The 24,022-nt window shown below is 58.1% G+C and carries 35 protein-coding genes; 15 read left to right on the forward strand and 20 right to left on the reverse strand.

Annotated elements, in window-relative coordinates:
• Positions 1-472: 472 nt before the first annotated feature.
• Both JAB4_RS08140 and JAB4_RS08145 read right to left on the reverse strand, forming a co-directional pair.
• Positions 473-1,420, reverse strand: coding sequence for an SMP-30/gluconolactonase/LRE family protein (locus JAB4_RS08140; protein ID WP_227742117.1), 948 nt, complete (start codon positions 1,418-1,420; stop codon positions 473-475).
• Positions 1,421-1,491: 71 nt separating this feature from the next.
• Complete coding sequence (locus JAB4_RS08145) at positions 1,492-1,734, reverse strand: hypothetical protein (protein ID WP_070221784.1); 243 nt, start codon at positions 1,732-1,734, stop codon at positions 1,492-1,494.
• Between the two features lie 335 nt (positions 1,735-2,069).
• Here JAB4_RS08145 and JAB4_RS08150 point away from each other — a divergent pair, with 335 nt between their 5' ends.
• The gene (locus JAB4_RS08150; RefSeq protein ID WP_070221783.1) at positions 2,070-2,312 is read left to right on the forward strand and encodes a hypothetical protein; all 243 of its coding nucleotides are present in this window, start codon (positions 2,070-2,072) and stop codon (positions 2,310-2,312) included.
• A 45-nt stretch (positions 2,313-2,357) separates the two neighbouring features.
• On the opposite strand, the gene JAB4_RS08155 is transcribed toward JAB4_RS08150, so the two are convergent.
• Together JAB4_RS08155 and JAB4_RS08160 are read right to left on the reverse strand one after the other, a co-directional pair.
• Positions 2,358-3,512: a HAMP domain-containing sensor histidine kinase gene (locus tag JAB4_RS08155; protein ID WP_070221782.1), complete on the reverse strand. Its 1,155-nt coding sequence runs from the start codon at positions 3,510-3,512 to the stop codon at positions 2,358-2,360.
• Between the two features lie 181 nt (positions 3,513-3,693).
• Positions 3,694-4,050, reverse strand: coding sequence for a hypothetical protein (locus JAB4_RS08160; RefSeq protein ID WP_070308442.1), 357 nt, complete (start codon positions 4,048-4,050; stop codon positions 3,694-3,696).
• A gap of 188 nt (positions 4,051-4,238) precedes the next feature.
• Between JAB4_RS08160 and JAB4_RS08165 the strand changes: the two genes are divergently transcribed.
• Positions 4,239-5,840: a sensor domain-containing diguanylate cyclase gene (locus JAB4_RS08165; RefSeq protein ID WP_070221781.1), complete on the forward strand. Its 1,602-nt coding sequence runs from the start codon at positions 4,239-4,241 to the stop codon at positions 5,838-5,840.
• Between the two features lie 183 nt (positions 5,841-6,023).
• Here the strand turns inward: JAB4_RS08165 and JAB4_RS08170 are convergent, their stop codons facing one another.
• Complete coding sequence (locus JAB4_RS08170) at positions 6,024-6,392, reverse strand: hypothetical protein (RefSeq protein WP_070221780.1); 369 nt, start codon at positions 6,390-6,392, stop codon at positions 6,024-6,026.
• 1 nt (position 6,393) lies between these two features.
• Positions 6,394-6,858: a penicillin-insensitive murein endopeptidase gene (locus tag JAB4_RS08175; RefSeq protein ID WP_139143665.1), complete on the reverse strand. Its 465-nt coding sequence runs from the start codon at positions 6,856-6,858 to the stop codon at positions 6,394-6,396.
• A gap of 185 nt (positions 6,859-7,043) precedes the next feature.
• On the opposite strand from JAB4_RS08175, the gene JAB4_RS08180 reads away from it, so the two are divergent.
• The 6 genes from JAB4_RS08180 to JAB4_RS08205 all read left to right on the forward strand — a co-directional run bounded on the left by JAB4_RS08180 (position 7,044) and on the right by JAB4_RS08205 (position 9,871).
• Complete coding sequence (locus JAB4_RS08180) at positions 7,044-7,622, forward strand: hypothetical protein (protein ID WP_070221778.1); 579 nt, start codon at positions 7,044-7,046, stop codon at positions 7,620-7,622.
• Positions 7,601-7,900 (forward strand): EI24 domain-containing protein, encoded by a 300-nt coding sequence (locus JAB4_RS08185; protein WP_070221777.1) that lies wholly within the window; start codon positions 7,601-7,603, stop codon positions 7,898-7,900. Before JAB4_RS08180 ends, JAB4_RS08185 begins: the two co-directional genes overlap by 22 nt.
• A 12-nt stretch (positions 7,901-7,912) precedes the next feature.
• Positions 7,913-8,365 carry an HD domain-containing protein gene (locus JAB4_RS08190; RefSeq protein ID WP_070221776.1) on the forward strand — a complete coding sequence of 151 codons (453 nt, stop codon included), beginning with the start codon at positions 7,913-7,915 and terminating at the stop codon, positions 8,363-8,365.
• 283 nt (positions 8,366-8,648) lie between these two features.
• The gene (locus tag JAB4_RS08195; RefSeq protein ID WP_070221775.1) at positions 8,649-9,110 is read left to right on the forward strand and encodes a penicillin-insensitive murein endopeptidase; all 462 of its coding nucleotides are present in this window, start codon (positions 8,649-8,651) and stop codon (positions 9,108-9,110) included.
• Positions 9,111-9,122: 12 nt separating this feature from the next.
• Positions 9,123-9,491 carry a hypothetical protein gene (locus tag JAB4_RS08200; RefSeq protein WP_070221774.1) on the forward strand — a complete coding sequence of 123 codons (369 nt, stop codon included), beginning with the start codon at positions 9,123-9,125 and terminating at the stop codon, positions 9,489-9,491.
• Positions 9,485-9,871, forward strand: coding sequence for a hypothetical protein (locus JAB4_RS08205; protein ID WP_083287169.1), 387 nt, complete (start codon positions 9,485-9,487; stop codon positions 9,869-9,871). Before JAB4_RS08200 ends, JAB4_RS08205 begins: the two co-directional genes overlap by 7 nt.
• Positions 9,872-10,268: 397 nt before the next feature.
• Here the strand turns inward: JAB4_RS08205 and JAB4_RS08210 are convergent, their stop codons facing one another.
• The gene (locus JAB4_RS08210) at positions 10,269-10,625 is read right to left on the reverse strand and encodes a TfoX/Sxy family protein (RefSeq protein ID WP_070221772.1); all 357 of its coding nucleotides are present in this window, start codon (positions 10,623-10,625) and stop codon (positions 10,269-10,271) included.
• Between the two features lie 98 nt (positions 10,626-10,723).
• Between JAB4_RS08210 and JAB4_RS08215 the strand changes: the two genes are divergently transcribed.
• On the forward strand, positions 10,724-10,957 hold the full coding sequence (locus JAB4_RS08215; RefSeq protein WP_070221771.1) for a hypothetical protein: 234 nt from the start codon (positions 10,724-10,726) through the stop codon (positions 10,955-10,957).
• On the forward strand, positions 10,954-11,415 hold the full coding sequence (locus JAB4_RS08220; RefSeq protein WP_070221770.1) for a MepB family protein: 462 nt from the start codon (positions 10,954-10,956) through the stop codon (positions 11,413-11,415). Before JAB4_RS08215 ends, JAB4_RS08220 begins: the two co-directional genes overlap by 4 nt.
• 29 nt (positions 11,416-11,444) lie before the next feature.
• On the opposite strand, the gene JAB4_RS08225 is transcribed toward JAB4_RS08220, so the two are convergent.
• Positions 11,445-13,004 carry a recombinase family protein gene (locus JAB4_RS08225; protein ID WP_070221769.1) on the reverse strand — a complete coding sequence of 520 codons (1,560 nt, stop codon included), beginning with the start codon at positions 13,002-13,004 and terminating at the stop codon, positions 11,445-11,447.
• 110 nt (positions 13,005-13,114) lie between these two features.
• Here JAB4_RS08225 and JAB4_RS08230 point away from each other — a divergent pair, with 110 nt between their 5' ends.
• Positions 13,115-13,327 (forward strand): hypothetical protein, encoded by a 213-nt coding sequence (locus JAB4_RS08230; protein WP_139143666.1) that lies wholly within the window; start codon positions 13,115-13,117, stop codon positions 13,325-13,327.
• A 172-nt stretch (positions 13,328-13,499) separates the two neighbouring features.
• Complete coding sequence (locus JAB4_RS08235; protein WP_070221768.1) at positions 13,500-14,507, forward strand: 2-hydroxyacid dehydrogenase; 1,008 nt, start codon at positions 13,500-13,502, stop codon at positions 14,505-14,507.
• Positions 14,508-14,609: 102 nt separating this feature from the next.
• Here the strand turns inward: JAB4_RS08235 and JAB4_RS08240 are convergent, their stop codons facing one another.
• The 9 genes from JAB4_RS08240 to JAB4_RS08280 all read right to left on the reverse strand — a co-directional run bounded on the left by JAB4_RS08240 (position 14,610) and on the right by JAB4_RS08280 (position 19,945).
• Positions 14,610-15,755: a DUF3596 domain-containing protein gene (locus JAB4_RS08240; protein ID WP_070221767.1), complete on the reverse strand. Its 1,146-nt coding sequence runs from the start codon at positions 15,753-15,755 to the stop codon at positions 14,610-14,612.
• A 306-nt stretch (positions 15,756-16,061) separates the two neighbouring features.
• Positions 16,062-16,301 carry a hypothetical protein gene (locus tag JAB4_RS08245; RefSeq protein WP_070221766.1) on the reverse strand — a complete coding sequence of 80 codons (240 nt, stop codon included), beginning with the start codon at positions 16,299-16,301 and terminating at the stop codon, positions 16,062-16,064.
• Positions 16,295-16,447 carry a hypothetical protein gene (locus JAB4_RS08250; RefSeq protein ID WP_175444755.1) on the reverse strand — a complete coding sequence of 51 codons (153 nt, stop codon included), beginning with the start codon at positions 16,445-16,447 and terminating at the stop codon, positions 16,295-16,297. The genes JAB4_RS08245 and JAB4_RS08250 overlap by 7 nt, the downstream gene beginning before the upstream one ends.
• Positions 16,444-18,282, reverse strand: coding sequence for a replication endonuclease (locus JAB4_RS08255; RefSeq protein ID WP_083287170.1), 1,839 nt, complete (start codon positions 18,280-18,282; stop codon positions 16,444-16,446). The genes JAB4_RS08250 and JAB4_RS08255 overlap by 4 nt, the downstream gene beginning before the upstream one ends.
• Positions 18,272-18,625, reverse strand: a complete 354-nt coding sequence (locus JAB4_RS30630; RefSeq protein WP_035820917.1) for a hypothetical protein — start codon at positions 18,623-18,625, stop codon at positions 18,272-18,274. Before JAB4_RS30630 ends, JAB4_RS08255 begins: the two co-directional genes overlap by 11 nt.
• Before the next feature lie 101 nt (positions 18,626-18,726).
• A complete protein-coding gene (locus JAB4_RS08265; protein WP_070221765.1) occupies positions 18,727-19,128 on the reverse strand; it encodes a hypothetical protein in 402 nt (133 codons plus the stop codon).
• 122 nt (positions 19,129-19,250) lie between these two features.
• Positions 19,251-19,514 carry an ogr/Delta-like zinc finger family protein gene (locus JAB4_RS08270; RefSeq protein ID WP_070221764.1) on the reverse strand — a complete coding sequence of 88 codons (264 nt, stop codon included), beginning with the start codon at positions 19,512-19,514 and terminating at the stop codon, positions 19,251-19,253.
• Complete coding sequence (locus JAB4_RS08275) at positions 19,511-19,699, reverse strand: hypothetical protein (RefSeq protein WP_070221763.1); 189 nt, start codon at positions 19,697-19,699, stop codon at positions 19,511-19,513. The genes JAB4_RS08270 and JAB4_RS08275 overlap by 4 nt, the downstream gene beginning before the upstream one ends.
• Positions 19,700-19,747: 48 nt before the next feature.
• Positions 19,748-19,945, reverse strand: a complete 198-nt coding sequence (locus JAB4_RS08280) for a hypothetical protein (protein WP_070221762.1) — start codon at positions 19,943-19,945, stop codon at positions 19,748-19,750.
• Between the two features lie 312 nt (positions 19,946-20,257).
• On the opposite strand from JAB4_RS08280, the gene JAB4_RS08285 reads away from it, so the two are divergent.
• Together JAB4_RS08285 and JAB4_RS08290 are read left to right on the forward strand one after the other, a co-directional pair.
• Positions 20,258-20,683, forward strand: coding sequence for a helix-turn-helix transcriptional regulator (locus JAB4_RS08285; RefSeq protein WP_083287171.1), 426 nt, complete (start codon positions 20,258-20,260; stop codon positions 20,681-20,683).
• A gap of 100 nt (positions 20,684-20,783) precedes the next feature.
• The gene (locus JAB4_RS08290; protein ID WP_139143667.1) at positions 20,784-21,473 is read left to right on the forward strand and encodes a hypothetical protein; all 690 of its coding nucleotides are present in this window, start codon (positions 20,784-20,786) and stop codon (positions 21,471-21,473) included.
• Here JAB4_RS08290 and JAB4_RS08295 read toward each other — a convergent pair.
• A complete protein-coding gene (locus tag JAB4_RS08295) occupies positions 21,470-21,697 on the reverse strand; it encodes a hypothetical protein (RefSeq protein ID WP_139143668.1) in 228 nt (75 codons plus the stop codon). The two genes, JAB4_RS08290 and JAB4_RS08295, sit on opposite strands and share 4 nt — an antisense overlap.
• Between JAB4_RS08295 and JAB4_RS08300 the strand changes: the two genes are divergently transcribed.
• Positions 21,696-22,136 (forward strand): hypothetical protein, encoded by a 441-nt coding sequence (locus JAB4_RS08300; RefSeq protein WP_070221761.1) that lies wholly within the window; start codon positions 21,696-21,698, stop codon positions 22,134-22,136. The two genes, JAB4_RS08295 and JAB4_RS08300, sit on opposite strands and share 2 nt — an antisense overlap.
• Before the next feature lie 4 nt (positions 22,137-22,140).
• On the opposite strand, the gene JAB4_RS08305 is transcribed toward JAB4_RS08300, so the two are convergent.
• Together JAB4_RS08305 and JAB4_RS08310 are read right to left on the reverse strand one after the other, a co-directional pair.
• Positions 22,141-23,409 carry a phage late control D family protein gene (locus JAB4_RS08305; protein WP_070221760.1) on the reverse strand — a complete coding sequence of 423 codons (1,269 nt, stop codon included), beginning with the start codon at positions 23,407-23,409 and terminating at the stop codon, positions 22,141-22,143.
• Positions 23,406-24,014 carry a phage tail protein gene (locus JAB4_RS08310; RefSeq protein WP_070221759.1) on the reverse strand — a complete coding sequence of 203 codons (609 nt, stop codon included), beginning with the start codon at positions 24,012-24,014 and terminating at the stop codon, positions 23,406-23,408. Before JAB4_RS08310 ends, JAB4_RS08305 begins: the two co-directional genes overlap by 4 nt.
• Positions 24,015-24,022: the final 8 nt, after the last annotated feature.

Raw genomic sequence — 24,022 nt, forward strand, 5'->3', positions numbered from 1 at the left:
AGCAATCGTGGCATGGCGGGACCACGTCGGCTTGCTATGTGGTTCGTCGGCTTATGCCGTTCCGGCTAAGCCGACCTACCCGACCTGCGCGTGCATCGCGTGGAACGTAGGTCGGCTTGGCGCGCAAGCGCGTAAGCCGACATCGCGCCATGCGCCGCCAGGATCACGTGGGCTTGCTATTTGTTTTGTCGGCTTACGCCGTTCCGGCTAAGCCGACCTACCCGGCCCGCCCGGCCTGCGCATGCATCGTGGCGTAGAGTAGGTCGGCTTAGCGCGCAAGCGCGTAAGCCGACATCGCGTCATGCGCAGCCAGGGCCATGTCTATTTGTTTTGTCGGCTTACGCCGTTCCGGCTAAGCCGACCTACCCGGCCCACCCGGCCTGCGCATGCATCGTGGCGTAGAGTAGGTCGGCTTGGCGCGCAAGCGCGTAAGCCGACATCGCGCCATGCGCAGCCAGCACCATGTGGCTTGCTATTCGGCCTTGCGGCGCTCCTGCGCCCGCTGCCATTCGAGGCCCGGGCGGTCGACGCGGAATTGCAGCAAGCGGCCCTGCACCACTTCCGTCACGTAGGCCGTGCGGCCATCGGGGCCGCCGAAGGTGATGTTGCTGGGCTTGGCGCCGGGCACGCTGATCTCGCGCAGGATGCGCCCTTGCGGCGACAATTTCACCACCGTGCCCTTACCGTAGCGCGTCACGTACAGGTTGCCGTCGACGTCCACGCGCATGCCGTCCATGCCGAAATCGTCGAACTTGATCAGCAATCGCTTGCCGCTCAGGCTGCCGTCCGCGGCGATGTCGTACATCCAGATATTGCGCTGCACGCTTTCATTCACATACAAAATCTTGCCGTCGGGGCTCACTTCGATGCCGTTGGCCGTGCCCATCGTGTCGAGCGCCAGCATGACCGTGCCGTCGGCCGCGATGCGCCATACGCGGCCCGTGTTTTCTTTCCAGTTCGGATCGCTCGCATACAGCACGTCGTCGGCCGTGATGGCGATGTCGTTCGGCTGCGTCATGCGCGGCTCGCGCGCGTGGATGGTCAGCGCGCGTGTGGCCGGGTCGACCAGGTAGATCGTGTGTTCCATGTAGTCGGCCAAATACATCTGGCCGCGGCTGCCGAAGCGGATGCCGTTGGCGATGCTGGTGCCGGGCAGGGTCAGGTACACCTCGCCAATGCCGCCGGGGCTGACCTTGCCGATGGTTTGCTGGCGCGCAAAGTTGACGGCATAGATATTGCCATCCGCATCGACGGCCGGGCCTTCGATGCCCTTGGTAAAGGAATGCGCGGGCGTGAAAGTGGTGGCGAGGAACAGCGCCTCGTGCGCGGGCTGGCTGGCGCAGGCGGACAGGCTGGCCAGCGCTACGGCCAGCACGGCGGCGCGCAGCGACGGCAGGGCGGTTCGGAAATCGGGCATCATTGTTCTCTTGTAGCAAAGGTGGCGTATGTTACCCGACGCGCGCCAGCCGGAGCGCCATGCTACGCCTCACCTCAGGCGGCCACGACGACGAGGTCGGGGAAGTCGTCCTGCCAGCCTTCCCACTCGTCTTGCAGATGGGCGTGCATGCCGGCGCGCTCCTGCGCTTGCTCAAAGGTATCCGCGCTGGTCAGCAGGAAGCGGGCGATGGCGCGCAGGGTGGCCGGATCGGCCTGGATGGTCACGTCGGAACAGGGCAGCGGACGTTCGGCGGCCTCGTCTTGCAGGTAGCAGTGCAGCGATAAATGTGGGGTCATGGATGTCAATGGTCGATGAGGGCGCCCAGTATGGCGTGCGCGAGCAGCCCGGCGCGCGCGGCCGCTTGTTCCCTGAGCGAGTGGCCAACGCGCATGATGCCATGCGCGGGACCCGGCGGCTAGCGCACACGCGAAGTCGCGCAAGGTGAACGAGCAGCAATTGACGCCGGACGGTCGGAATAGAAAAAGATGCACGACAGGACGGCGCAATGGCTGGCTTGAGGCGTATGATGGAAATACGGATGTGGTTGCCGCAAGGCAGTGCGACGGGCATGGGGCGCACATCTTGCAGGTTTTTTTCGTGTTTTTGGCAGCAATGACAACGAGGAGACATCATGGACAAACCCGAATTCATCCTGGCCGCGAAAGCCATGGAAACTCTGGAGATGTATCAGACCTTCTACGGCCATTCGCAGGAATACCAGGCGCACCAGCAGGAAGTGCTGAAACTGCTGCGCCACAAGGGCGCATCGCTGCTGGTGTCGGAACATGGCCCGGCGAAGTTCCTGCTGGCCTTTGCCGATGCGCTGGAAGCGGCCAGCTTGCCGGGCGAGTATGTGCCGCTCAGCCGCAGGTGAGGCGAGCCTGTCCCGGTGGGATGCCGCTTTCTGCCGGGATAGTCCCTAGCCGCCGTTCCCTCTGCCATTCAGCGCCACCCTGGGCAGGCGCACGGTAAATACCGTGCCGGATTCCAGGCTCGACTCGGCGCCGATGGTGCCGCCGTGTGCGCTGGCGATTTCACGCGCGATAAACAGACCCAGGCCGATACTGGTGGCGTTGGGTGCCTTGTGATCGTCGGAAATGGCCAGCTGCACCAGGGGATCGAAAATGCTCTTCAGCGAGCTTTCCGGGATCTGGCGGCCGAAATTTTTCACCTGCACCACGGCCGTATCGGCATCGCCGCAGGCCGTGATGGTCACCGGCTGGTCGTCGGTGCGATATTGCGCGGCATTATTGAGCAAATTGGAAAACAGCTGGGCCAGGCGGGCCGCATCGAAGTCGCCGATCATCTCGCCCGTGGTGCTCAGCTCGAATTTGCACTGCGGGTGGGCGGCCGAGTCATCTTCGACGGCCGTCTTGCAGATTTCCCCCAGATCGCCCAAGGTGGGTGAAATGGGCATGCGTCCCCCCAGCTGTGTCCTGGCGAATTCCAGCAGATCGTTCACCATGGTTGTCATGGTCGCTGCGCTGCGGGCGACCCGCGCACCGATCTGTACCGTGGAAGACGAGCTCGCGCTTGGCCTGCTCAGCAGCGCACCGGCCATCGTCATCGTGCTCAGCGGACTGCGCAGATCGTGGCTGAGGATGGCGAGAAAGGTATTGCGGGTCCGGTCGCTCTGCTGCGAATAGCGTATGGCCGATTCCTGCAGCGCCTGGTCTATCGCTTCATTGAAGCGCAAGATGTCTTGCGTCGCCGTTTTCGTCGTCACCGATACCTGTGCCATCCACAGGCGCAGGACGCTGGCCCGCATCGCGCGAAATTCCGCCGTCAGCTGCGGCAGCGTGAAGCCGATCTGCTGGCGCAGCGAGCCATGCGTGGCGGCTGCCGTCTCCTTGCCCGTGATTTCCGACACGCCCGTGGTCGATTTCTTTTTTCGCTGCGCCGCGCTTTCGATGACATCCATGTCGCGCACAATGGTTTCCAGCATCTGTTTCGCATGATCGCGCAATTCGGCCTTCGAAATGGCGTTGCCCGGAATAGGAAGCGACCTGGCGAAAAGTTCCCACTCTTCCAGGATCGGCTCCAGATGGCCGGTAATAAAGCGCGATAATTTCACTGTGGACCGATGTGTTGATGGAAGAGGAGCCAGTGTACGCTGTTGCGGTGAGGGATGGGGGATCGGGTTCTGCTCCGGGTGCCGTATGCAGGCAGAGTCGCTCAGGCAGAAGCATCCGGCAGGCTGTGCGCCGGCAGAATGAGGCGGCCCCTGGTTTTAACGGTGCCGGGCGGCGTCCAGGCTAGCAGATCGCTCCATACATCGCTTTTCCCGTACGTAAATCGAGTCCGAAATAGCATGCGTATCCCGCCTCTTTTGTATGAACGCAGCTAATGTCCCCCCTGCGCCGCTCCCGGTAGTCTGCCGAGGAACTGCATGCCTGTTCCTGTTTCACATCGGGGCCGAGCCGGGCAAACAGTTCCCGCGCCAATTCCCCTTTGACCATGATTGCCACTTTCCGGTCGTTTCGCGTGGGCGGCAGCATTTCGGACAGCGTTCCGCCATAGATCTGATAGTCACCCCGCAAGGGGCGTGGTTCACCAGTCCATGCCGGCGGCTTGTCCGCAGCTTGGGAAGGTAAGAATACAGCGAGCGCCATGGCGCAGCATGCAAGCCGAGTATGCATCAGAGCTCTCCGATATAGCACTCACCGATGCCATGGCCGAGGGGAGACGTGGCCCAGCAAGTGTCATGGTGACTTTTTTATATCATGTTTGTTACCAAGTGTGAGTATGTCGCTGCCTATTTCGTGCACACTTTGCCGGATATCAAACCGGGAGTGTATCCATGACCAGGTCACGCAGCTTGCCGCCACGATTGCTGGGAGCGGGCTTCCGGGGATTTTCCTTGCTGCCGCTGGCGATCTCATTTGTCGTGCTCGTGTGCCTGTCGCTCCTGGCGACCCAGTTATGGATGACCTTGCGTGCACGCGAGGTGCAATTGAATGAAGCGGGCCGTGAAAGCGCCAACCTGGCGCAATCTGTTGCCCAGCATGCCTATGACACCATCAAGGAGGCCGATACGGTGCTGGTCGGTCTGGTGGAGCGGCTGGAGGCGGACGGTGTCTCCGACCTTGAACTGGCCCGTCTCCATAAATTGCTGGTCACCCGCGTAGCCGAGCTGCGGCAGCTGCACGGCATCTTCGTCTATGCCAGGGATGGCAGCTGGCTCGTGAACTCTCAGAAAACTTTGTTGAGTAATCTGAATAATTCCGATCGAGATTATTTCAACTACCATCGAACGCATGATGATCGGGGGCCTTATGTCGGCCCGCCCGTGCGCAGCAAATCGACGGGGGACTGGATCGTCACGGTATCGCGGCGGATCAATTTGCCTGACGGCAGCTTTGGCGGCGTGGCGCTGGCGACGATCGATATGCATTATTTCAGGCAGTTTTATGAACGTTTTTCAATAGGAGAAAAAGGCGCCATTTTCATCGCGAATGGAAAAGGCATTCTTTTATTGCGAAGGCCGTTCGATGAAAGCATGCTGGGGCGCGATCTTTCGCAGTTTCCTTTATTTCATGATTATTTGCCCAAGAGTCCCGTTGGCACGGCCGTGATCAAGTCGCGGGTCGATGGCGTAACGCGTATCAACAGCTACCGAAGAATCGAGGAATACCCGCTGGTGGTCTCTGCCGCCTTGTCGCAGGAAGAAGTGCTCGCCGAGTGGCGTCTCGACATGATTTTGCAAAACGCGGTGGGTGGCGTACTGGTACTGCTGATTGCCTTCATCGGCTACCGCGTGGTGCGGCAAATCGATTTGCGGGTCAAGAGCGAGGCGGGTTTGCTGGAGGCGCGTAACGAGCTGGAGTTGATCAATGAAACCCTGGCCCGCCTTGCCAGCCAGGATGGGCTGACGGGACTGGCGAACCGGCGCCACTTCGACCAGTCGCTGCTTGCCGAATTCAGCCGTGCGCAGCGTGAAGGCAGCGCCATGGGACTGGTGCTGATCGATGTCGATTTCTTCAAGCAATACAACGATATCTATGGCCATGTGGCCGGCGACGAGTGCCTGAGAAAACTCGGCAAGGTGGTGGCTTACAGCATGCGCCGGCCGGGCGACCTTGCGGCGCGCTATGGCGGCGAGGAAATGGTCATTTTATTGCCGGGGACGGATCTGCCGGGCGCCTTGACGGTGGCGGAAGACGTCCGCCAGGCCGTGCAATCGCTGGGAATCGAGCATCGTGGCAATCCTCTTGGCGTGGTGACGGCCAGCGTCGGTGTGGCGGCGTTGATGCCGACGTACCTGAAAAACCAGGCGGTGGAGCTGGTTGAACTCGCGGATAAGGCACTGTACAAGGCCAAGGCAGCGGGGAGAAACCGGGTCTGCCATGCGTCAGCTTGCGATCATGCCGATCAGGCTGCGACGGCTTTGGCGTTTCGATAGCCATTGTTGAAGGCTGATGGCGCTGCGTCGGGTTTGCCCTGCGCTGCACGTGCGCCAGCCTTGTCCATGTACAATCGGCAACATCCGGATCGACGTGTCCGCCTCTTCATTCTGGAGTACGCTTGCAGGGACTGGAAGTCGTGCAGGATTGGCTGGGCTAAGGCTCCGGTCACCCCACGCGATCTAGCAAATCGATCCAGCAATGCTTTTGCCACTGCGCAAGTTAAAGCCGAAGTGACACCTATAGCCGTCATGATCCCGGAGACAGGAAACATTTTCCTTGTCGCGCTGCCGATAGCCTTTCTCCAAACTGCAGCGCTCTTTCGAATCCGGAGCCATCGAGTCAAACATGTCCCTGGCAACGGCCCCCGTGACCATGAAAGAAATCTTGCTGTCATGCGGTGTGGGCGGCTGTTGCTCGCCCAAGGTATTCGAATAAATCAGATAAGCCCCTTTGAACTGTTTGTATTCGCCCCAGTCGCTGCTGCCGCCTGCATAGGCCAGCGAGAATACGGTGATGGCGCCGAAGGCCACAGCCCACAGTTTTTTCATATCAGGCTCTCAGTTCCAGATGGAAATGATGGTCGTGATTTTTGAATGGTGTCACGAATGGAATGCCGGTATCGTTAAACAGCACCCTGCGCACACTGGCATGGGCCCGAAAAAGTGCGATGAGCTTTGCCGTCGCGGCTTGATCGTAGTCTTTGTCGTACCAATAAACAGGGAGTTGAAGGCCGTCCCTGCGCAGTGGACGAATGTCTACCTCCAGGCCGGATTTGTGCGTTGAGTGTTCCCCGTAGGCGGTGCCGTTAGCCAGACTGATGTTGCCAATCCCGAATTGCCGGTCATCGACCGCTTGCCATTCGCGTTCCACATACAGGAGCGCCATCATCATGTTTGGATGCGCGTACTGGCCCGCGCCCCTGCCCGGGGTGCCATAGACGTAATACCCTGCGTCTTCCGGAGCCTGGGGCAGGATGAAAAACCCGCGCTTGTCTCTGGGTTGAACTTCAAGCATGGTCGACTCCGCTAGGCGCAACGGTGGGGGAGTTGGTATTGTTTCGCATTTCTTTCCGCCTGGAATTGCGGGATCGCAAACAATGGCAAGCCGGAGCCAGGTTTGTTCCTTGCTCTCGGCGGCGCGTGCGCCAGCCTCGTCCATGTACAATCGGCAACATCCGGATCGACGTATCCGCCTCTTCATTGCGGAGTACGCCCGAAGGTGACACCAACATTGCAAACCTGGCTGCTGGCCTGGGGGAACCCTTCACCTGCGTCGGCCTGGGACTGCGCGATGCCCGCCATGCGGGGCTGTGGTGGCGTTCCGCGCTGTGGTGCGTGGCGGTCGTGGCGCTGTGGCTGGGACTGTATAGCAGCTTCGGCCGTTTTTTTGTCGAGCTGAGCGCCATGCTGGCGCTGGTGTCCGTTACCGGCTTGCTGGGCCTGGGCGTGATGAATGGCGTCGGGGCACTGGCCTACGGGCCGGCCACCGTCACGCAGATGGGCAATATCGCTGGCGGCCTGGGCAGCGCCGCCAAAGCCTTGCTGTCGATCGGCCAGATCGCCCTGGCGCTGCTGGCGCTGGCTGCATTTTTCTATGTGATGGTCTTTGTCGTCGGCGCCATCGGCACGGTGCGCGTGCCGCTGCGCTGGTTGTTGCTGGAGCGCGCCAAGGCCGTTGTGGCGCGCCGCTATGCCACGTGGCAAGCGCCGGCCGGCCTGGTGCATGCGCCGCGCGCCCCACCTGACGGCGGCGCCTGTTGCTGCTGCTCTCCCTGCTGATCCCCGTGTGGGCCATGTGCGTGCTGATCGCGTACTTGCTGGCCTGGAACGTCCAGATGATCTACGGAGCGGCGGCCGCAGAGGTACTTGGCGCGGAACAGCAAGCGGCATTGCGCCGCGAACAGCGTCCGGCGATTGTTGCCCTGGGCCTGCTGTTGTGCTTGCTGATGCTCGTGCCGGTTCTCAATTTATTGGTGCCAGCCTTGCTGTGCACCAGCGTGTGCCACTTGCAGCGCCGCGGCTGGCGCGCAAGGGACACATCAATCAATGTGGAGTAAAAAGGAGTGAACATGAGTGAACATGCAAGTCGCGGCACCTTGGAGCGCGCCATTGAAATTGCCGCCGCCACCCATGCCGGCCAGACGGACAAGGGTGGCGCGCCGTACATTTTTCACCCCTTGCGCGTGATGCTGCGCGTCGCTCCCGGCGCCCAGCAAATCGTCGCCGTGCTGCATGACGTGGTGGAAGACAGCGATGGCAAAGTCACCTTCGATGACCTGGCGCGCGAAGGATTTTCCCAGGAAGTCATCGACGGCGTGCGCGCCGTGACCAAGATCGAAGGCGAGTTGTATGAAGATTTCATCGCCCGCGCGGCCTTGAACCCGGTCGGCAAGGCCGTCAAACTGGCTGATCTGGCTGAGAATAGCAATCTGTCGAGGATAGGGGAGCCGACGCAGAAGGATCTGGAGAGGATGGAGAAATATCGGAGGGCGATCGGGTATTTGCGGGGGGACGTTTTTTAGTTTCAAGGTGGCGCGGCGCACCTTTGCGCATCATCAATATCTTGGCTTCAAGTAGCGGGAACACCCGAAAACGATCCCATCAGTGTATGGATGTTTGATTCTACGCAATGCCCAGAAAATGCATAACGGCAAAAATCGTCATGTGCGCATGTTTTTTTGCGAGCGAAGGGGCGAGCTCTGCCAACTACATCGGCGCGTGACATGCTCCGTGAGATGTACGGGAGCATCACCTGGCGCCATTTGCTTTGAGCTGAGCGCTGAGGTTTTACATTCAGGAGTGCGCATGCTGGAATTGCAGCCCATGGATAGACGCGGCTACTTTAATCTTCCGCAAAGGCCGGAAGGCGCGGGTTACTACACCTATGGAACACCGCCCAATGGTGCCGGCCAGTATGCTCATCCCAAGTTGCTTTCGCTGCTATTCTTGGTTGAACATCAATGGCAGGGCATCGATAGCCGGAAAATTGGTTTTGGGAATATCAGCCTGGCTGATGGAACTCCCTACAGTGAACATAAAGGTCATCGAAGCGGAAAAGACGTCGACGTCCGATTGCTTCGCAAAGACAAAATGGAGAGCGCTGTAACAAGGTTTGACACGTACTACGACCGCGATGCAACGGCACAGCTGATCCGCATATTTTTTGAATTCAGCTTTGTCCAGGTTATCTTTTTTAATGACCCCACCATCCCCCGGATAAGACCACTGATACGCCACGACGACCATTTTCATGTCACGATCAAGTAGCGGGCAGATGACATGAAACGTCTTCTCGCTGTTTTTCTTCTCTTTGTTTTGGCTACGGCCATGGCCCAATCCGCCCCCCAATGGCTATTTTCTTATCAGCCATTCAAAGGCCGCTATGCGATTTATGGCGGAAGCCTGAGCGATCCACAGCCGCCGACCAGGAAAGACAAGCGCGTCGCGTTCTGGATCGACGGCAAGGCGGCGAAACAGCTATTTGATGTGATGGGCCCCGACTTGCGCAACGCGTGCGGTGTGGATGGCGAATATCGCCTGCGCCAGCGGGCGGAAGTGAGCTGCTCATACCATCCCCGTGATGGCCATCACTGCGACTTCGGCTTTGACCTGCTGACCGGGCGCAGCATCGGCGGCGCCATATGCTGAAACGCGTCAGTCTGATACTTGCCACTATGCTGTGCTTGCTGCTGGCGCATCAGGTCCGGGCCGTCTGGCAGTTTGTACAGAAGGATTTTTCAGGTTCGTACGCGATCTATGGCGCATATCTCGACGATGCAGTGGCCCCGGTTGCGGGCGATACCAAAGTCGCGTTTCGCTTGACGGGCACCGCCGCAAAAGACCTGTTCGAAGCCATCGGTCCGGATATGCGCGATGGCTGCGCCGATCCGCAAATACGCATTCGTAATCGTGACATGCTGCTGTGCCGATATCGATCAAAGGATGGCTATCGCTGTGATTTTGGGTTTGATTTGTCGACGGGCTTGAGTATTGGGGGAACGGTGGGTGGGGCGGTGTGCGGGGAGTAGCGAGGGTCAGGCCCGGCATACGCCCACAGCCTGAACAGCTAAGGTTGTTGTTAGGAAAAACCGCCTGCGGCGCAAAAGCCAGTCAGACGAATCGGAGAGGGTTGCGCTTGCAAGCGCAACCCGGTTTTGCGGCGCCGAGCTGCGCTCGCCGAAGGCCCCGCATAACCCCCGCGCCCGTACCGGACGCGGATTCGACGCCCGCGTTCTGCATGCATGGAATAAATAAAAAGGGCCTCCCCGCCAAAATGGGGAAGCCCTTTTATTTATTCAGTGGTGGAGACGGCGGGAATCGAACCTACCGTAAACTTAGATTTCTTAGGCATCTGGAAGGTTTTGCTGGCAAAATGCAGACAATCAACCCGCAACGGCAGCTATCGGCCAAAAGCGGACATTGACGCTAACGAGAGTCTAACTTTGGCTTTCGCTGAGATTTGGGTTTTGGTAGTGGCAGTTCCGCCGTGGTGCGCTGTGCAAGCTGTACTAGCCATTCTCGTTCATCCCATAGTTCACCGCTGATTAAATAGTACGGCTTGGCCTGCGGGTAGGGAGGCGCCTCCTGTAGGGTGCCGAGTTTGCTGATCCAAGCCCGGCCAGCCTCCGTTGGCTTGATGAAAAGACGGTCGTCTGCGACGATGGCGAACATTTTGCCATCGCAATACACACCGTACTCGCCAAACATCTTTTTCGCGCTGAGGCTACCCGCGCCCGCCATCTGGTCAAGCAGAAAATCCACCGTACCTTGTTGTGATGCCATGTTGTCCTCCGTTTGAAAGAACAGTGTAGCGCACTGGCCAGGAGCGGCCGGCGCGGCTAAACTATGGTCATTAATTTTTTTGCATGAAGTATTTTCCCATGACACGTGAGCATATTATTCACCGCGGCATCTGCATCGCCACCCTGGCCGCCGGCCAGTCCGTCGAAATTCATTGCGCACCTGGCCACACTGCCATCCGCGAACAGGCCGACGGCTGGTGGCTGTATTTTGTCGATGAAGACGGCAAGGTCGACGGCTACGACAGCCCGTTCGCCAGCCACGCCGAAGCGCTTTGGGCGGCCAAGGCCGCAGCCGAGTTCAGCACGCAATGAAGGTCAGCCCCTGGGCCTTCCTGGGCTTGCCGAAAGCGCCCGTGCCGGAAGCTGAAAGTGCGGAGTACGGTGCCTGCCGCGCCGAACTGGAGGGCAAGCGCCTAGTCTTGCGCGTAGCGAAAACCACGCCGACGAAAACCGGCCAGTTCGTCACCGTCTGGAAGCGCCCCCATCCCGACGCCGAGATCGCCCCGCTGGACGAAGCGGACCCCGTTGATGTCGTCATCATCGCCGTTAGCAACGGCGCGCGGCACGGCTTTTTTATCTTTTCTCGCGCCGTGCTGATCGAGCGCGGCGTGATGTCGCGTACCGGCCAGGGCGGCAAGCGCGCGCTGCGCGTGTATCCACCCTGGTGCGCGCCAGAATCGGTGCAGGCGCAGCGCACGCAGCGCTGGCAGGCAGTATGGTTTGTGGACGTTGGTGATCAGCTAAGCCTCATTCGTATCCTCGAAACTTAATGCCGTACGCGAAGTTTCCTAGCAGTTGTTCAGCGAGTAGTTTTATGCCCAGCTCCAAACATCGCCTCAAGGGAGGCATGCTTGTACTGACTTAACGTGGACATGTTTGCTTCTGTCAATGTAATTTGCACCTTCAAGAAGTCTGCCTTTGGAAATAGGTAGTATGAATCTGCCTTCTGGTTTTGAAGATCAAGAAGTACTGCGAGCACGAAGTCACACCTTGACTCTTCATCCATGCGCACGCGCCAGCGGGGGAGGGCCGTTTTCTCATAAAGACAACGCGCGATAGCTATTTTTAGTAATGTTTCCCCGTTCAGCAAAAAGGTATTTCGGGACGGGCCTTTCTCCAACCCGACGCCCGCACCGATTATCAATGCCTTGATTTGCTCATGCGTAGCTGCCCGAACATTGCCGACAACCGCGCGCGTAGCTATAAACTTGCAAATGTTGGTCGGGGGAAGCCCTGCGAGGGTGTAGGCCTCTAGCATGGTGCCAAAGTAATAAGCGAACATCTGCGCGCCGGGAAGTGTATCGTCCTGATCTATTAGCGTGGTTGTCACCTTTCCATGTTTCTCATATAACTTGCGTAGCATTGCCAAGAGCTCTTCTTTTGGAATCGGAGCGAGACGACGTTTGCGCTCTTGCTGCGCTTTACGGAAAAGGGTAACTGGAATGAGGGGAGGGAAGACACCGATTCTTTGTATCCACATCGACGTTGGATTTTCGATGTGTCGCTTTCGGAGCTTAAATGATGCTCTGTTGTAGATGATGTTGCCTATGTATTTTTCATTTGTAAGCACGTCCCGAACGCAGTCGCGAGTCCAAGCGCGCCCACATTCGCGAGGCGCCTCCATTGCATTCAGTAAGAAAGCAATTTCGCTTTCACTCAGCTTCTCCAGTACGTACCAGTCGTAGACCCCTCGAAGAATCTCAAGTTCATCGCTTGGGCCAGGGACGAGGAGTACACGGTCTGTAGGATGGCTCTTTCTCTCGCCAAATCCCAGTGCCGGCTTGGCTTTGCCGCTTGCGCTGATTGGAATTCGGCGCAATCCAAATCCCGCTCGCCCACCTTGTTTAAACCCCATTTCTACAAACCGACATTGCGCTGCAAAAACCTTGGACGAGAGTTCTCTGCTGTACTCGGCAGCCATGGCACGCTTTACGCTCTTAATTATGGACGAAATCGAAGATCCGTTATTCTCGAAATCTTCCGCACAATAGACGATGGCGACCCCTGCGCGCCGGCATATGTATTCGTAGTAGGCGCTTTCGTCTAGGTCTTGGAACCGTCCCCAGCGGCTAATGTCATAGGCAAGAATCGATTGAAATGGCGCTACGCCACTCTGTACGTCCTCGATCAGGCAACGCAGGCCCGGGCGTGAAGAAAAATCGAGCCCACTCCTGCCCTCGTCGGCGTATGTCCTAATGATATCTATGCCATGGCGCTCCGCGTAGTCGGAAATGCAATGTAGCTGATGTGAGACAGAATGATTTTGATTGTCTGTAGACATGCGGACGTACACCGCAGCTGTTGGCTTTGCACCAGTTAACAGTGCCTTTGGAACGTGTACTGCAGCTTTGCGTCGCATGTAATTCCTCTATAGGCGGTGCCAAGTAAAGCGAGCTTTTGGCCCTTGCTTGATACGGATCAATACCTGGACCCTCTCCTATTGCATTCTAGCGATATGGGGAGGCTGCTATGTTCGATAATGCCACTGAAAAAACGTTACGACTAATTGCCGCTGGGGTGCATTTGAAAAAAATGCATGGACTGGAGTTCGCACTTCTTGTACTGATAGATGCGGGGCTTCGTGAGGGCGTCGCAAGAGCTGCTTTACAAGATGAACGGGTTTGCTTAGGTACGGCCTTGGAGTTGAAATATTTCCAAAGTGACGATATTCACCCGGAATGAAATACAACCTATTGTAGTGTCGCACGATTCAAGCAGCAGGTTCCTTTTTCTCTAGCCGGTGGTCTTCGCCGTAAGGTGCCCAATTGCGTGGTCATACAGTTGGGAAAGGAGTAATCTCCTGTGTAGTCATTTTTACCATTTACAAAGTGCGTTCGTGCAAAGGATATTTAAGATGAAAATCGCTGTATTCAGCTCCCAACCATATGATCGCCGTTTTCTCAATGAGAAAGCAGATCAACGTGATGCTCGTGATGCCGTGGAGATGCGTTTTCACACTGAATCCTTGTCACTGCAGTCAGTGGCTCTTGCTCAAGGTTGCAAGGCAATCTGCGTTTTTGTAAACGATGTGCTTGACGCGGAAGTATTGCATGCTCTTGCTCACATTGGCGTGCGCGCGATATTGCTGCGTTGTGCAGGTTTCAATAATCTCGACACGGAAGCCGCACGGCATTTGGACTTTTTCGTCGCGCGCGTACCGGCATATTCTCCGGAGGCAGTGGCTGAGCATGCTTTGGCACTCACTCTTACATTGAATCGCCGAACTCACCGCGCATATGCGCGGGTACGCGAAGGCAATTTTGCACTTGATGGTCTCCTTGGGAGCAATCTGCATGGGAAGACCGTTGGCATCATCGGTACAGGAAAAATTGGCTTGGCGACAGCCAAGATTTTTAATGGTTTTGGCTGCCGTTTACTGGGATTTGATCCCTATCCGTCTCCAGAGTTTGAGGCCATTGGTGAGATGGTCGCATTATCTGACCTTCTTGCTGAATCGGACATGGTCTCACTGCACTGTCCACTCACTCTTGATACCCATCACTTGATAAATGCAGATACGCTAGATCTGATGAAAGAGGGGGCCATGTTGATCAATACGTCGCGTGGTGCTCTCATCGATACGCAGGCAGTAATCGATGCGCTAAAGTCGCGCCAATTGGGGGCTTTGGCGATTGACGTGTACGAACAAGAAAGCAATCTCTTCTTCGAAGATCGCTCCGACGACATCATTACGGATGATGTTTTTCAGCGCCTAATGACGTTCCCGAACGTTCTTGTTACCGGACATCAAGGTTTCTTTACCATTGAAGCCATGCGTGAGATTGCATCGACAACATTTGAAAACTTGTCGGCATATCAGCTTGGCGCCGAATGCTCGAATCTCGTGCCTGGAACACATTAATGGATGTTACCTGGCCTGTGTTTTCCGTCCGCTTTGGGGCGTTTCCCGCCCCTCAGTCAGGATAGGTAATGTTGCATGACAGGCAGCCGATAGTCTTAATCCTTAAAGACCGAACACAATTTCCGCTTTTGATCCGGCCGTCTGATCTGCATCCGGCATCCACCGTCCGTACACCCGCGCAATCATTGTCCAGTCCGCATGCCCCATCTGCTTTGCAACCCACATAGGGTGCTCCCCTGCTGACAGCATCATGCTGGCGTAGGTGTGCCGCGTCTGATAAGGGTTGCGATACCGCACGCCAGCGTTTTGCAGAATGCCGGTCCATAGTGTCTTGCGGATCGGCTGGTCACCCTCCCAGCGCCGCTCCAGGCGTGGATTTTGAAAGACTTCCTCGCCCTTGGCCCAAGTGAAGGCCTTTTGTTCCTGCAACGCGTGCATGGCGCGTTCCAGCAGCTTGACTTCGCGGCGGCCGGCGTTCGTTTTCGTGCTTTCTGCCACTTTGGAATGCTGGGTGAGGGCTCGCGTTACCATCACCACTCCACGCACGAAGTCCACATCGGCCCAATCCAGGGCCACCAGTTCGGACGTGCGCAGGCCGGTCCAGAAGGCAAACTGCAACAGGTTACGTCCCTGGCCGGTTGCCTGAGCAAGAATCGCTGCCTGTTCCTCCTTCGTGAACGGGTCGATATCGTCCTTCGACTGCGGCGCCTCGACCTTGGAATAGCACCAGCGCGCCAGAGGGTTCACCTCGATCAACTCGTCCTCTATCGCGTCGTCCAGTGCCTTGCGCAGCACGCTCTGGATATTGGCCATGGTCTTGTTGGTCGCGCTCATGGGCTCCAGCTTCGCCCGCACGTCCTTCTTGCGCAGCGCCGACAGCATGATGGTGCCGAACCAGGGGATCAGCTGGCCAACGACGATCTTGCGATAGCCGTTGTATGTGCTGGCCTTGAGGTGTTTTTTTTGCCTGTCGAGCCACTTATCCAGAAACGCCTCGATGGTCTGCACGTCGCCGACCTGGTCGGCAAACTTGGCGGCATTGGACGATTGCGGAAAGGTGGCCGTGTAGTCAAAGCTGTTGGTGGCAATCGCGTGCAGGATCGCCGCTCGATGGTTCTCGGCCCGTTTCAGGTTAGCGGAAGTGGGCTTGAGCGCGATCCTTTCCCGGCACCTGGTGCCGCGATACATGAAGGTGATTTCGATGCTGCTTTCCGATGCAGCTTTAACACCTCGCCCGTCTCTACCCATGATTCATACCCTTTCACGTCAATTAAAATTCGATTGTCTGGCGCTTTGATCCAGACGGCGTCCTTCGGCCAGATCCCGTCCCGGATCTTTGTTCTGATCGCGTCGGGCGTGTAACCCGACTCGGTGGAGAACTTCGGTATGGTCATGTAGCGAAGCATTTCTTTTTCCTATTCTTGGAATCGGTTTGTACCGCCAAAGCAAACGCTTCAGCCTCCGTGTATTGCGGCACCTCAGCGCCTGGCTTACGGTAATCTCGCAGTCGACAAAATTCCTTGTAGTCCGCTTCCTCGGCCGGGGAGGGCGCTGTCATGCTGGACACCCGATAGGCGCGGTTGCTTTCTTGACCGCCTCGATGGCGCCCAGCGGCACGGCCCGGAACATGCCCGGCCACTGGTGGTCCAACTCGACCCACGCATGCAGCTCGCCATTGCCCACGTCGCGGCGCAGGTCGTTGACGGTGCCGACCTGGTAGCCTTCATCGGTATCGAATGTCACGCGGTCGCCCAGGGCGATTTGCCGCGGCGAATCGGTTAGGGTGGTCAGCATTGCGGTGCTCCTTTCAGTTTGGCGGTAACGCCGCACACGCCGTAGCGGTCGATGGCGGCGTCGATCACGTCGCCGCTGGATGCGGCAATCTCAAAAAATTCAAAACGTTCGGTTTGCGTGCGAACGATCACGGCATAAGTGCTCATGTGCCATTTCCTTCTTGTGGTGGGTTGTCGGGGACGATCAGCCGGGGCCACGGGCAGGCGTTGACGGCCGCCCAGGCGGCAATCAGGGCTGTTTTTGCCTCGTCGGGCAGGTCAGGTATGGGCGCCCCTGGCGGCGTGGCCGGGGCAGGGCGGTCGGGGTGCGTACAGTTATTTACACGAGTCCGAGGAACGGCAACCCCAACAGCCACCCCGCGCCCGCCTGTGGCCTGTACCGGCGTCCATGTATGGCGCACGGACTTGAAGACCACGCCGATCAGGTCGCTGCAGCGCACGCCGTAGGGCGTGATGCGCTGGGTTTCGCCATAGCGGCCGATGACGGTCTTTTCGTCCTTGGCCAGCGTGACGACCAGTTCCTTGCGCGGCACCAGGGCGCCGCCCTGGGCGCGCAGGTATTCGGCCCAGCAGGCGCGCTTTTCGCCGTCAATCTTTTGCACGGCGTCCCAGGCGCGGCGCATGGCGGCCGGGGCTTCGTTGAGCATGCTTTCCTCGATGCGGCGCAGTTCGCGCCACACGGTGACGGGGGCACCGCCCCATTGCTGGAATTGACGGATGCCCCAGCACGCCGCCCAGGACTCGACGCGCGCCGATGGCGTCAGCTCGACATCGCCTTCGGTGTCGGCCGTGACGACATAGCCTTCTTTCGTCTTGTGCTCGGCTACGCCGTCGATGTTCTTGGCCACGTACTTGGCGATGTAGCCGGCGGCGCTGCCCTTGGCCCAGTCGATGCGCTTCACGTCCAGGCGGCGTGCGAAGGCGCCCGGTTCGCCACGGTCGACGCGCCAGGCGTAGCGCTTCATGATGCGGATGGCACGACCGGCCACGTCCTGCAGGTGGGGCGTCTTGTATTTCGCGGTAGGACGCACGAACAGCAGCAGATGCCAATGCGGGCATCCATCGTGATGGGGTTCGGCGATGCGAAAGCCGTACAGGCCGATGCCCCGGCGCGCCAGCGCGGAGCGGCACAGCGACGTCATCTTGCCCAGGTAGGCATTCGCCTCGCGCGGCGTGGAACCGTCGAACTTGTCGTTTGCCTTGCCGCTGTGCTGCATGGCGTGGAAGCGCGATGGGCACGTCCAGGTGATGAAAATACCCTGGTCGCCGCACTCGCGGGCGATCTGCTCAAAGCCGTTGATGCGCAACATCAGCTCGCCACGCCGGATGGCCTTGTTGGCGGTCGTTTTCTCGGCCAGCTCGGCGATGCTGAATTGTTGGCCGTTTTCGTTTTGCACCAGGGTGGCCGCCAGTGCTGCCGCGTTGCGGCGGTTCTGCGCCAGGCGCGACAGCACGGCGTCGTTGCTGGCGTAGGGCTCGCCGCGATAGTTCACATAGCCCAGGCGGATATTGCCGGCCTCGAAGGCGCGCTTGACCCGCTTGCGCAGTTGGCGGCGCCACCAGCGGGCGTCCACCAGGCGGGCGATGGTGTCGGTCTGCTCGTCGAACTCGGGCAGCTCGATGCCATACGAGGCGCACTCATCGGCCATGATCTGCTGGGCGTGCGTGTCGGAAATGGCGGTCCACAGCATTTTCACGACGCCGGCCGCCGCGCGTTCGGCGGTGGCCACGATGTCGGCGTCGCTCTGCGACAGGTCGACGCCGGCCGGCACGTACTGTTCGGCGAAATCGCGCACAAAGCTGGTAGCGATGGACTCATAGATTTTGTACCAGGAGGACCAGGCCATCTTGGCCATCGCGGCCGTGATGACGCGGTTGCGCCATTTGAACGGAATGCGGGCCAGTTCGGGCGCGAACTGCGCGGATCGCAAGAATGCTTCGTGACGCTGGGCGTCAGGCAGCAGGATTTGTTTAGATTGCATTCAACAGTCTTTCGTACACACGGATAGCGGCAGAGGTGGCGGCGCGCAGCTCGATGCGCTCTTCCTCGGTAAATGAGTGAATCGGCGATTCCCAGCGGTCGGCGTCCAAGCCGGCGGCGATCAGCACGGAGCGGCGCGCGCCGCGCGGCGACAATCCCCAGGCCTGAGCCATGAAGGGCGCCAGGTTGCGCGGCTTGATGCTGCGTAGCTGTGCCTTGGCTTCGGCTATGGCGGCCAGCGCATGCCCGGCGCCTGGTGGCGTCGGCATATCCTTGTCGCGCGCGGCCAGAATCTCGGCGGCAGGCTGGAAGGACAGGTGATTGTCAATAAGGGACGCCGGCATGGTTTAGTCCTTGATGGCGCCGATGGCCCGCAAAACGTCAGGGGTAATGACGATCAGGAGCGATAGCAGCCAGATGCCGCAGGTTTTGGCCAGGCGCAGCATCAGCGTGCCCCTTCCTTTGCTAAATACTTGGCCCAGTAAGTCAGCGTGCGCGACGAGCTTGTGCATTGCACGACGCCCGATTCGCTGGCGAACAGGTAGCGCAGCTCGATGGGCAAGCCACCTACCAGGGTGCGCTGGCTGTCTGGCAAGAAGAAGCCGCCATGCTGCAGCGCGTGCAGATCGCTGATGATGAAGGTGAGATTGGCCGAGCCATAGGCGTGATAGGTTTTGACGATCTCGCGGATATAAGCGGACAGCGCCTCGATGTCGGCACCAGTGCAGGCTTGCAGCAGGAAGCAGGTCGGCGCCACCGGCACGAGGCATTTTTGCAGGGTCGGGCGGGCGGCGCCCGGCGCCAGGGAGTTGTCGGCATGACTGGTGGCGTGCAGCGTGGTTTCCATCGGTTTCCTTATTTTTGGTTGAACGAATCCCGCACGCTCAAAAAGGAGCGCAGCAGGGCACAGCAAAAGACGGGAGTTACAGCAGCCGGGTTACGGCGGTGCGAGGATGGCCATGATGTTCATCAGCAGCCTGCTGTCAGGTCAAAGGCCAGCTGATTGGTGGCCGCCGTGCGCGCATGCTGGGACAGAGGGATGCGGATATCCGGCTTGGGCATGGCGGACAGCGAGAGTGTGCGCAGCACTTCCAGGCCCGCCACGAAAGAGTGCCCGCAGTCCGGGTTCTGGCACATATAGGTGATTTCCTTGAACATGGCGGACATCGTGCGGCTTTTGACAGCACGGACGGTGTATTCGCAATGCGGGCAGGGCAGGCCGATGACTCTCATTTCAGCTTTCTTTCCACTTGGTACAGGGCGCGACCGCGACCCGTCATGTTTTTCGACTGCTTGCGTAAGCGCGACTTGACGAGCCATTCGGCCGCTTGCTCGATACTTACCAGCCCTTGCCGTTGACGAACGACTTCTAGCGCTGCAAGTTCTTCGTCATTGATATGAATTTCGTGATCGGGCATGTTCGGCAGCTTTTCAGTTACTCAAAAGTTACTATTCAGGGACTCGGTTTAAGCACTGCGACGCTGTACGCTGTCGATGTCGTCAGTAGCAATGGCGGCAAGGGCTTCACGCATGACGATCTGGCGTACCAAAACGGCTAATTCTTCACCCTGATAATTGGCGATCGAAGTAACGAGTTGGTGCTCATAATCGTCCAGGCGCAGCGCGACTGTATGTTTGCGGATACGTTTTGCATCGGGGTACATGGGCCTGCTCCTGTGCAGTTAAGCGTGATGGACAACGGACAATTGGACGAGTTCGGCTTCGTAAGAGTTCAGGCCACGCAGCAGCATCAAGCGCATGAAAGACGCTCTTGAACGAGAGTCTTGTTGAGCAAACTTTTCTACGCGCTCAATCTCAGGAGGGAGCAAGCGAATCGGGATTGGTTGCGAAAGTGGGTTCTTCGGCTGCCGCGTCACTGGGGCGATAGTTGTCATAAGGTATGATTTGTATACGTCACATGGTAATGACGTAAATATAGTGCGAAAAACCGCACTTGTAAAGTAAAAGGTGAGAAATTGCGTGAAATTATTGGAGTGCGTCTTAAGGCTGAGCGTGAACGACTTGGCTATAACCAGGCTGATTTTGCGGCTGTTGGTGGGGCGTCAAAGCGTACGCAGATCGATTGGGAGCAAGGGAAGCAAGTTCCAAACGCGGAATTTCTCGCTGCTGTTTCGGCAATTGGAGTTGATGTGCTCTATGTTGTAACGGGCCAATTTACACCAGGGAACTTGAGCGCGGACGAGAGTGAAGTTGTCGCTGGATACCGCAAGATGGATATTCGCGGAAAGGCTGGCGTGCTTGGCTTAATCGGCGGAATGAACCAGCCGCAAAACCTTGTGCAGCCAGTGCACCATGGTGATATTGGACAAAATATCTACGGCAATATCACTGGGCCAAATACAGTAAAAATGCCCAATAAGAGTAAAAAGAAACCCATTTGATGGGGTGTTTTTCCTCACCAATAGTCAGTGAGAGAGGGCTTCATTTTGTGAAAAATGTTGTTAAATTGAAATTATAAGTTGTAAAGATGTGGATTTCGGAATGGATAGACCAGAATTTAGCGGCGATGTTGGGCAGAATGTCTTTGGGAATATTGTTGAAGCTCCCCGGCTGAACAATGTAGTTACACTGCACTTGGGGGCAGAAAAAATTGACGTTGAATTAATTACCGATTTCCAACGCCGTCGTATCAATGCACTGGTGAAAGACCTGTCCGCACTTACGGGCGACCATCCCTTGGACGTGTACAGAATCATCATTACAGACTTCGGTTTAAAGAAGATCAAGGAGCTACCACTTGAGAGGTACTCGGAAGTAAAAAATCTACTGGAGACCTGGATAAAAGATGCCAAGTCTGCCGATATTCCGGCAGACCAAGGCGAACCACCGTCAGAAATTCCTGTATTGCCGCGACCTGTTGTGGGAGGCAATGCTGATAATGCCTGCCCTGTATGTGAGGAGCGGGCCGCTAACATCGGCAAACTTCAACGAACTGCAAGGGTACGATTGATTTTGCTTAGCATGTCTTTAGCTGCGTGCGGCTGGCTACTATACAAGTCTCCTGCAAGCGGGGAGTCAAGCACTTCTTCCTTAGATAGTAAGTGCTACATTGCCGGAAAATCCTACTCGATAGGGCATATTGAAAAATCTAGGGGAAGCGTCCCCGTTGAGTGCGTCGGCGCGACTGGCGACATGCCAGCATTGTGGCTTCCCGCTAATCGAGGGCATTAACGACGGCAGATGCATTGTTTGCGGCGTAGCACTTCCTGATAGTTGAAATGCGTGAGCTGTGTGCTTAGCGCGGTTGCAATGGTTTCCGGATCAGCAGCCGCCAAAATTTTATGCCATATTTCTTTGGAGCGTACTTGGTCAGATAGCCCCAGTATCTGCCGATGAATATGGTTCCGAATTTCGTTTTCCTGGCGTTCTACTTCTTCTAAATTTCTGGTGATCATGACACTCTCCAATATTGATGCTTTTGATGAATTAACTGGCCGAATTTTTGCAAAACTGTACGAAAATTTCCCGAAACCAATCTTTCTGGACGCGAGAAAATTTGTTGAAGGTGGCGAAGCTGCATGCTTCAATGCTGACAGCTTCACAGGTGCCGAAGTGACTCCTCCGGCAGAGGCATTTATCAACACCGCCACATGGTTGGTGCAAGAGGGATACATTTCCGTACGCCCCAATAGCAAGACAGCCACAGGCTTCTCAGATGCGGTACTTTCCGAAAAAGGTTTGACCGCCCTCAAAGCTGTCCCCGACAGTCTGGTCAGCCGCGTTACCTTGGGCGAGAGATTGGTGCAATCAGTGAAGGCCGGGACTATGGAGACACTCAAAGGTGTAACAAATGAAGTATTGAGCGTCCTGATAAAGTCTGTGACCCTCCCGTAGTTCGTCACGCCTGCGCTTTGGAAGCCGTTTCCGCCGGCCTCCATGGCTCCTCGCTGTTCTCCCGAATGATTTCGCGCACCTCCTTGATGTGCTCCCACGCCAGTTTTGCCGCTCGCTTGGCGCCGCTCTTGCTTTTGTAAAGATGCTCCAAGGTCTTGAGCGTGCCCGTGGTGCCGGCCTGTTCCTGCCCCGCTTTTTTCTTCTTCGCCGCCACATCCTTCCACTTGGCCACCACGCCCGTGATGCCTTCGTCCGGGTCTTTCTCTTCCTCGCGCTCGGCCTCGACTGCTTCCGTTTTCGTTTCAAACTCTACGCGCGTGGTAAAACCGTTGCCGCCCAAGCTGTGCGTGACCTTGACCGATAGCCATTCGGTGGCGTCAATCTCGGGCTTGAAGCCTTGTACGGTCACGGGCGATTGCGGGAATACGGCCGGGTTGCCCAGCGCTAAGTTCATTTCAAAGGTAGCCAGGCCGCGCAGGATGCGCTGCCATTCAGCCACGGCGGCTGCGCGCGCGTCCGTCTCGTTGGCGAACGTGGTGCGCAGGCGCTTGCTGTTGCCTGGCACGCCGGCCACCACGCTGCGGCGGCGCGCGTAGCGCTCGTCGTGCCAGAAGGCGCGCACGCCCGTGTAGGCGTCGCTTTCGGCGCTGTGGTAGCGGTGGCCGTCTCCCAGGGCGCGTGTGATGGGGATGACGGGCAACGCCTTGCCGCTGGCGGTGCGGCTCTGGTTGATGGGGATGAAGAGCAAGGTGTCGTTCTTGACGGTGGCCACCGCGTCGTATTTCCTGCCCAGCCGGCGCAGGAAGGCCGCATCGCTTTCGTGGGTCTGGTCGATGTGCTCGATGGCGGTATCGCGCAGGCGCGCCGATACGCCCGACGCCAGCTCGTTACGGAAGGCAATCGCCTCGATGATGGCGCCCAGGGTGGTTTTGTGAAAGCTGTGTTCCTGCTGCTGCTTGAACGTGTCGATCAGGTTGGCCGACCTGGCGCGCAGGGTGATGGTATCGGGCGCGCCGCTGTGCTCGACTTCGTCCACGGTGAACTTGCCCATATCCACCAAGCCGGACGACTGCCAGCCCAGCGCCAGGGCGATCTGCGCGCCGCGCGGCGGCAGGGCCAGTTTGCCGTCGCTGTCATCCAGGGAAATGTCGAGCTGGTCGCTCTCGTCGCCACGGCACAGGGTCAAGGTCAGATTAATCAGCCGCGGCGAGACGATGGCCGTCAAATCCTTGTCCTCGATGCTGACCTTGAAGGCGGGGATATGCTCGCTCATTTGAACTTGTCCGCCGCACTGCCGATGGCGCCGCTGATGCCGCCGCCGATCTTGTCTTTCATTTCGCTGACCACGCCGCCGTATTTCGAGGTGATGCCGCCGACCACATTGCCCACCACGCTGCCCACGGCATTTTTGGCCGCGCCCGCGATGCTGCTGGTCATGCCGTCGATGCTGAGCATGTTTTTCAGGTCGCCGATGTCGCCCAGGCCGACCATGGCCAGCACGCCGTCGTCGTCGCGCTTGAGGGCAATCGAGAACTCGACGCGGCGCGCGCCGCCGCTGCCGTCCAGTATGGTGCGCCCCTCGGTCATGCTGGTGATGCGGTAGGAGCCGAGAATACGGCCCGTGCCCTGGATCAGAATCCACGATTTACCGGTGTCGGCCATCATACGCAGTGCATCGAGCGAGTATAGGGAGCCGGTCAGTTCCGGCGCCACCCAGCCTGACAAGGTAATGGTGTCGTCGCCTGGCCCTACGTACTGGTGCGCGTCACGCAGGCCCACGCGCGCCGTGCTGGCGTGCTTCCATTCGGTTTGCCGCTGCAGCTCGTGATAGGCCAGAGTCGGCAGGCTGAAAACGAACATTCCTAAAATCATCATCATGGTGTGCT

This window comes from Janthinobacterium sp. HH102 (assembly GCF_001758625.2).
GTDB lineage: Bacteria > Pseudomonadota > Gammaproteobacteria > Burkholderiales > Burkholderiaceae_D > Janthinobacterium.

Excerpts from the sequence above, each read along its gene's own strand:
- JAB4_RS08240 (WP_070221767.1), bottom strand. The coding sequence starts at position 15,755 with ATGGGTAGAGACGGGCGAGGTGTTAAAGCTGCATCGGAAAGCAGCATC.
- JAB4_RS30630 (WP_035820917.1), bottom strand. The coding sequence starts at position 18,625 with ATGCCGGCGTCCCTTATTGACAATCACCTGTCCTTCCAGCCTGCCGCC.
- JAB4_RS08170 (WP_070221780.1), bottom strand. The coding sequence starts at position 6,392 with ATGAAAAAACTGTGGGCTGTGGCCTTCGGCGCCATCACCGTATTCTCG.
- JAB4_RS08300 (WP_070221761.1), top strand. The coding sequence starts at position 21,696 with ATGACACTCTCCAATATTGATGCTTTTGATGAATTAACTGGCCGAATT.
- JAB4_RS08200 (WP_070221774.1), top strand. The coding sequence starts at position 9,123 with ATGAAACGTCTTCTCGCTGTTTTTCTTCTCTTTGTTTTGGCTACGGCC.
- JAB4_RS08235 (WP_070221768.1), top strand. The coding sequence starts at position 13,500 with ATGAAAATCGCTGTATTCAGCTCCCAACCATATGATCGCCGTTTTCTC.
- JAB4_RS08205 (WP_083287169.1), top strand. The coding sequence starts at position 9,485 with ATGCTGAAACGCGTCAGTCTGATACTTGCCACTATGCTGTGCTTGCTG.
- JAB4_RS08245 (WP_070221766.1), bottom strand. The coding sequence starts at position 16,301 with ATGCTGACCACCCTAACCGATTCGCCGCGGCAAATCGCCCTGGGCGAC.
- JAB4_RS08270 (WP_070221764.1), bottom strand. The coding sequence starts at position 19,514 with ATGAGAGTCATCGGCCTGCCCTGCCCGCATTGCGAATACACCGTCCGT.
- JAB4_RS08265 (WP_070221765.1), bottom strand. The coding sequence starts at position 19,128 with ATGGAAACCACGCTGCACGCCACCAGTCATGCCGACAACTCCCTGGCG.
- JAB4_RS08230 (WP_139143666.1), top strand. The coding sequence starts at position 13,115 with ATGTTCGATAATGCCACTGAAAAAACGTTACGACTAATTGCCGCTGGG.
- JAB4_RS08310 (WP_070221759.1), bottom strand. The coding sequence starts at position 24,014 with ATGATGATGATTTTAGGAATGTTCGTTTTCAGCCTGCCGACTCTGGCC.
- JAB4_RS08275 (WP_070221763.1), bottom strand. The coding sequence starts at position 19,699 with ATGCCCGATCACGAAATTCATATCAATGACGAAGAACTTGCAGCGCTA.
- JAB4_RS08165 (WP_070221781.1), top strand. The coding sequence starts at position 4,239 with ATGACCAGGTCACGCAGCTTGCCGCCACGATTGCTGGGAGCGGGCTTC.
- JAB4_RS08250 (WP_175444755.1), bottom strand. The coding sequence starts at position 16,447 with ATGAGCACTTATGCCGTGATCGTTCGCACGCAAACCGAACGTTTTGAA.
- JAB4_RS08210 (WP_070221772.1), bottom strand. The coding sequence starts at position 10,625 with ATGGCATCACAACAAGGTACGGTGGATTTTCTGCTTGACCAGATGGCG.
- JAB4_RS08225 (WP_070221769.1), bottom strand. The coding sequence starts at position 13,004 with ATGCGACGCAAAGCTGCAGTACACGTTCCAAAGGCACTGTTAACTGGT.
- JAB4_RS08295 (WP_139143668.1), bottom strand. The coding sequence starts at position 21,697 with ATGATCACCAGAAATTTAGAAGAAGTAGAACGCCAGGAAAACGAAATT.
- JAB4_RS08150 (WP_070221783.1), top strand. The coding sequence starts at position 2,070 with ATGGACAAACCCGAATTCATCCTGGCCGCGAAAGCCATGGAAACTCTG.
- JAB4_RS08195 (WP_070221775.1), top strand. The coding sequence starts at position 8,649 with ATGCTGGAATTGCAGCCCATGGATAGACGCGGCTACTTTAATCTTCCG.
- JAB4_RS08305 (WP_070221760.1), bottom strand. The coding sequence starts at position 23,409 with ATGAGCGAGCATATCCCCGCCTTCAAGGTCAGCATCGAGGACAAGGAT.
- JAB4_RS08280 (WP_070221762.1), bottom strand. The coding sequence starts at position 19,945 with ATGTACCCCGATGCAAAACGTATCCGCAAACATACAGTCGCGCTGCGC.
- JAB4_RS08215 (WP_070221771.1), top strand. The coding sequence starts at position 10,724 with ATGACACGTGAGCATATTATTCACCGCGGCATCTGCATCGCCACCCTG.
- JAB4_RS08140 (WP_227742117.1), bottom strand. The coding sequence starts at position 1,420 with ATGATGCCCGATTTCCGAACCGCCCTGCCGTCGCTGCGCGCCGCCGTG.
- JAB4_RS08145 (WP_070221784.1), bottom strand. The coding sequence starts at position 1,734 with ATGACCCCACATTTATCGCTGCACTGCTACCTGCAAGACGAGGCCGCC.
- JAB4_RS08160 (WP_070308442.1), bottom strand. The coding sequence starts at position 4,050 with ATGGCGCTCGCTGTATTCTTACCTTCCCAAGCTGCGGACAAGCCGCCG.
- JAB4_RS08190 (WP_070221776.1), top strand. The coding sequence starts at position 7,913 with ATGAGTGAACATGCAAGTCGCGGCACCTTGGAGCGCGCCATTGAAATT.
- JAB4_RS08175 (WP_139143665.1), bottom strand. The coding sequence starts at position 6,858 with ATGCTTGAAGTTCAACCCAGAGACAAGCGCGGGTTTTTCATCCTGCCC.
- JAB4_RS08290 (WP_139143667.1), top strand. The coding sequence starts at position 20,784 with ATGGATAGACCAGAATTTAGCGGCGATGTTGGGCAGAATGTCTTTGGG.
- JAB4_RS08255 (WP_083287170.1), bottom strand. The coding sequence starts at position 18,282 with ATGCAATCTAAACAAATCCTGCTGCCTGACGCCCAGCGTCACGAAGCA.
- JAB4_RS08220 (WP_070221770.1), top strand. The coding sequence starts at position 10,954 with ATGAAGGTCAGCCCCTGGGCCTTCCTGGGCTTGCCGAAAGCGCCCGTG.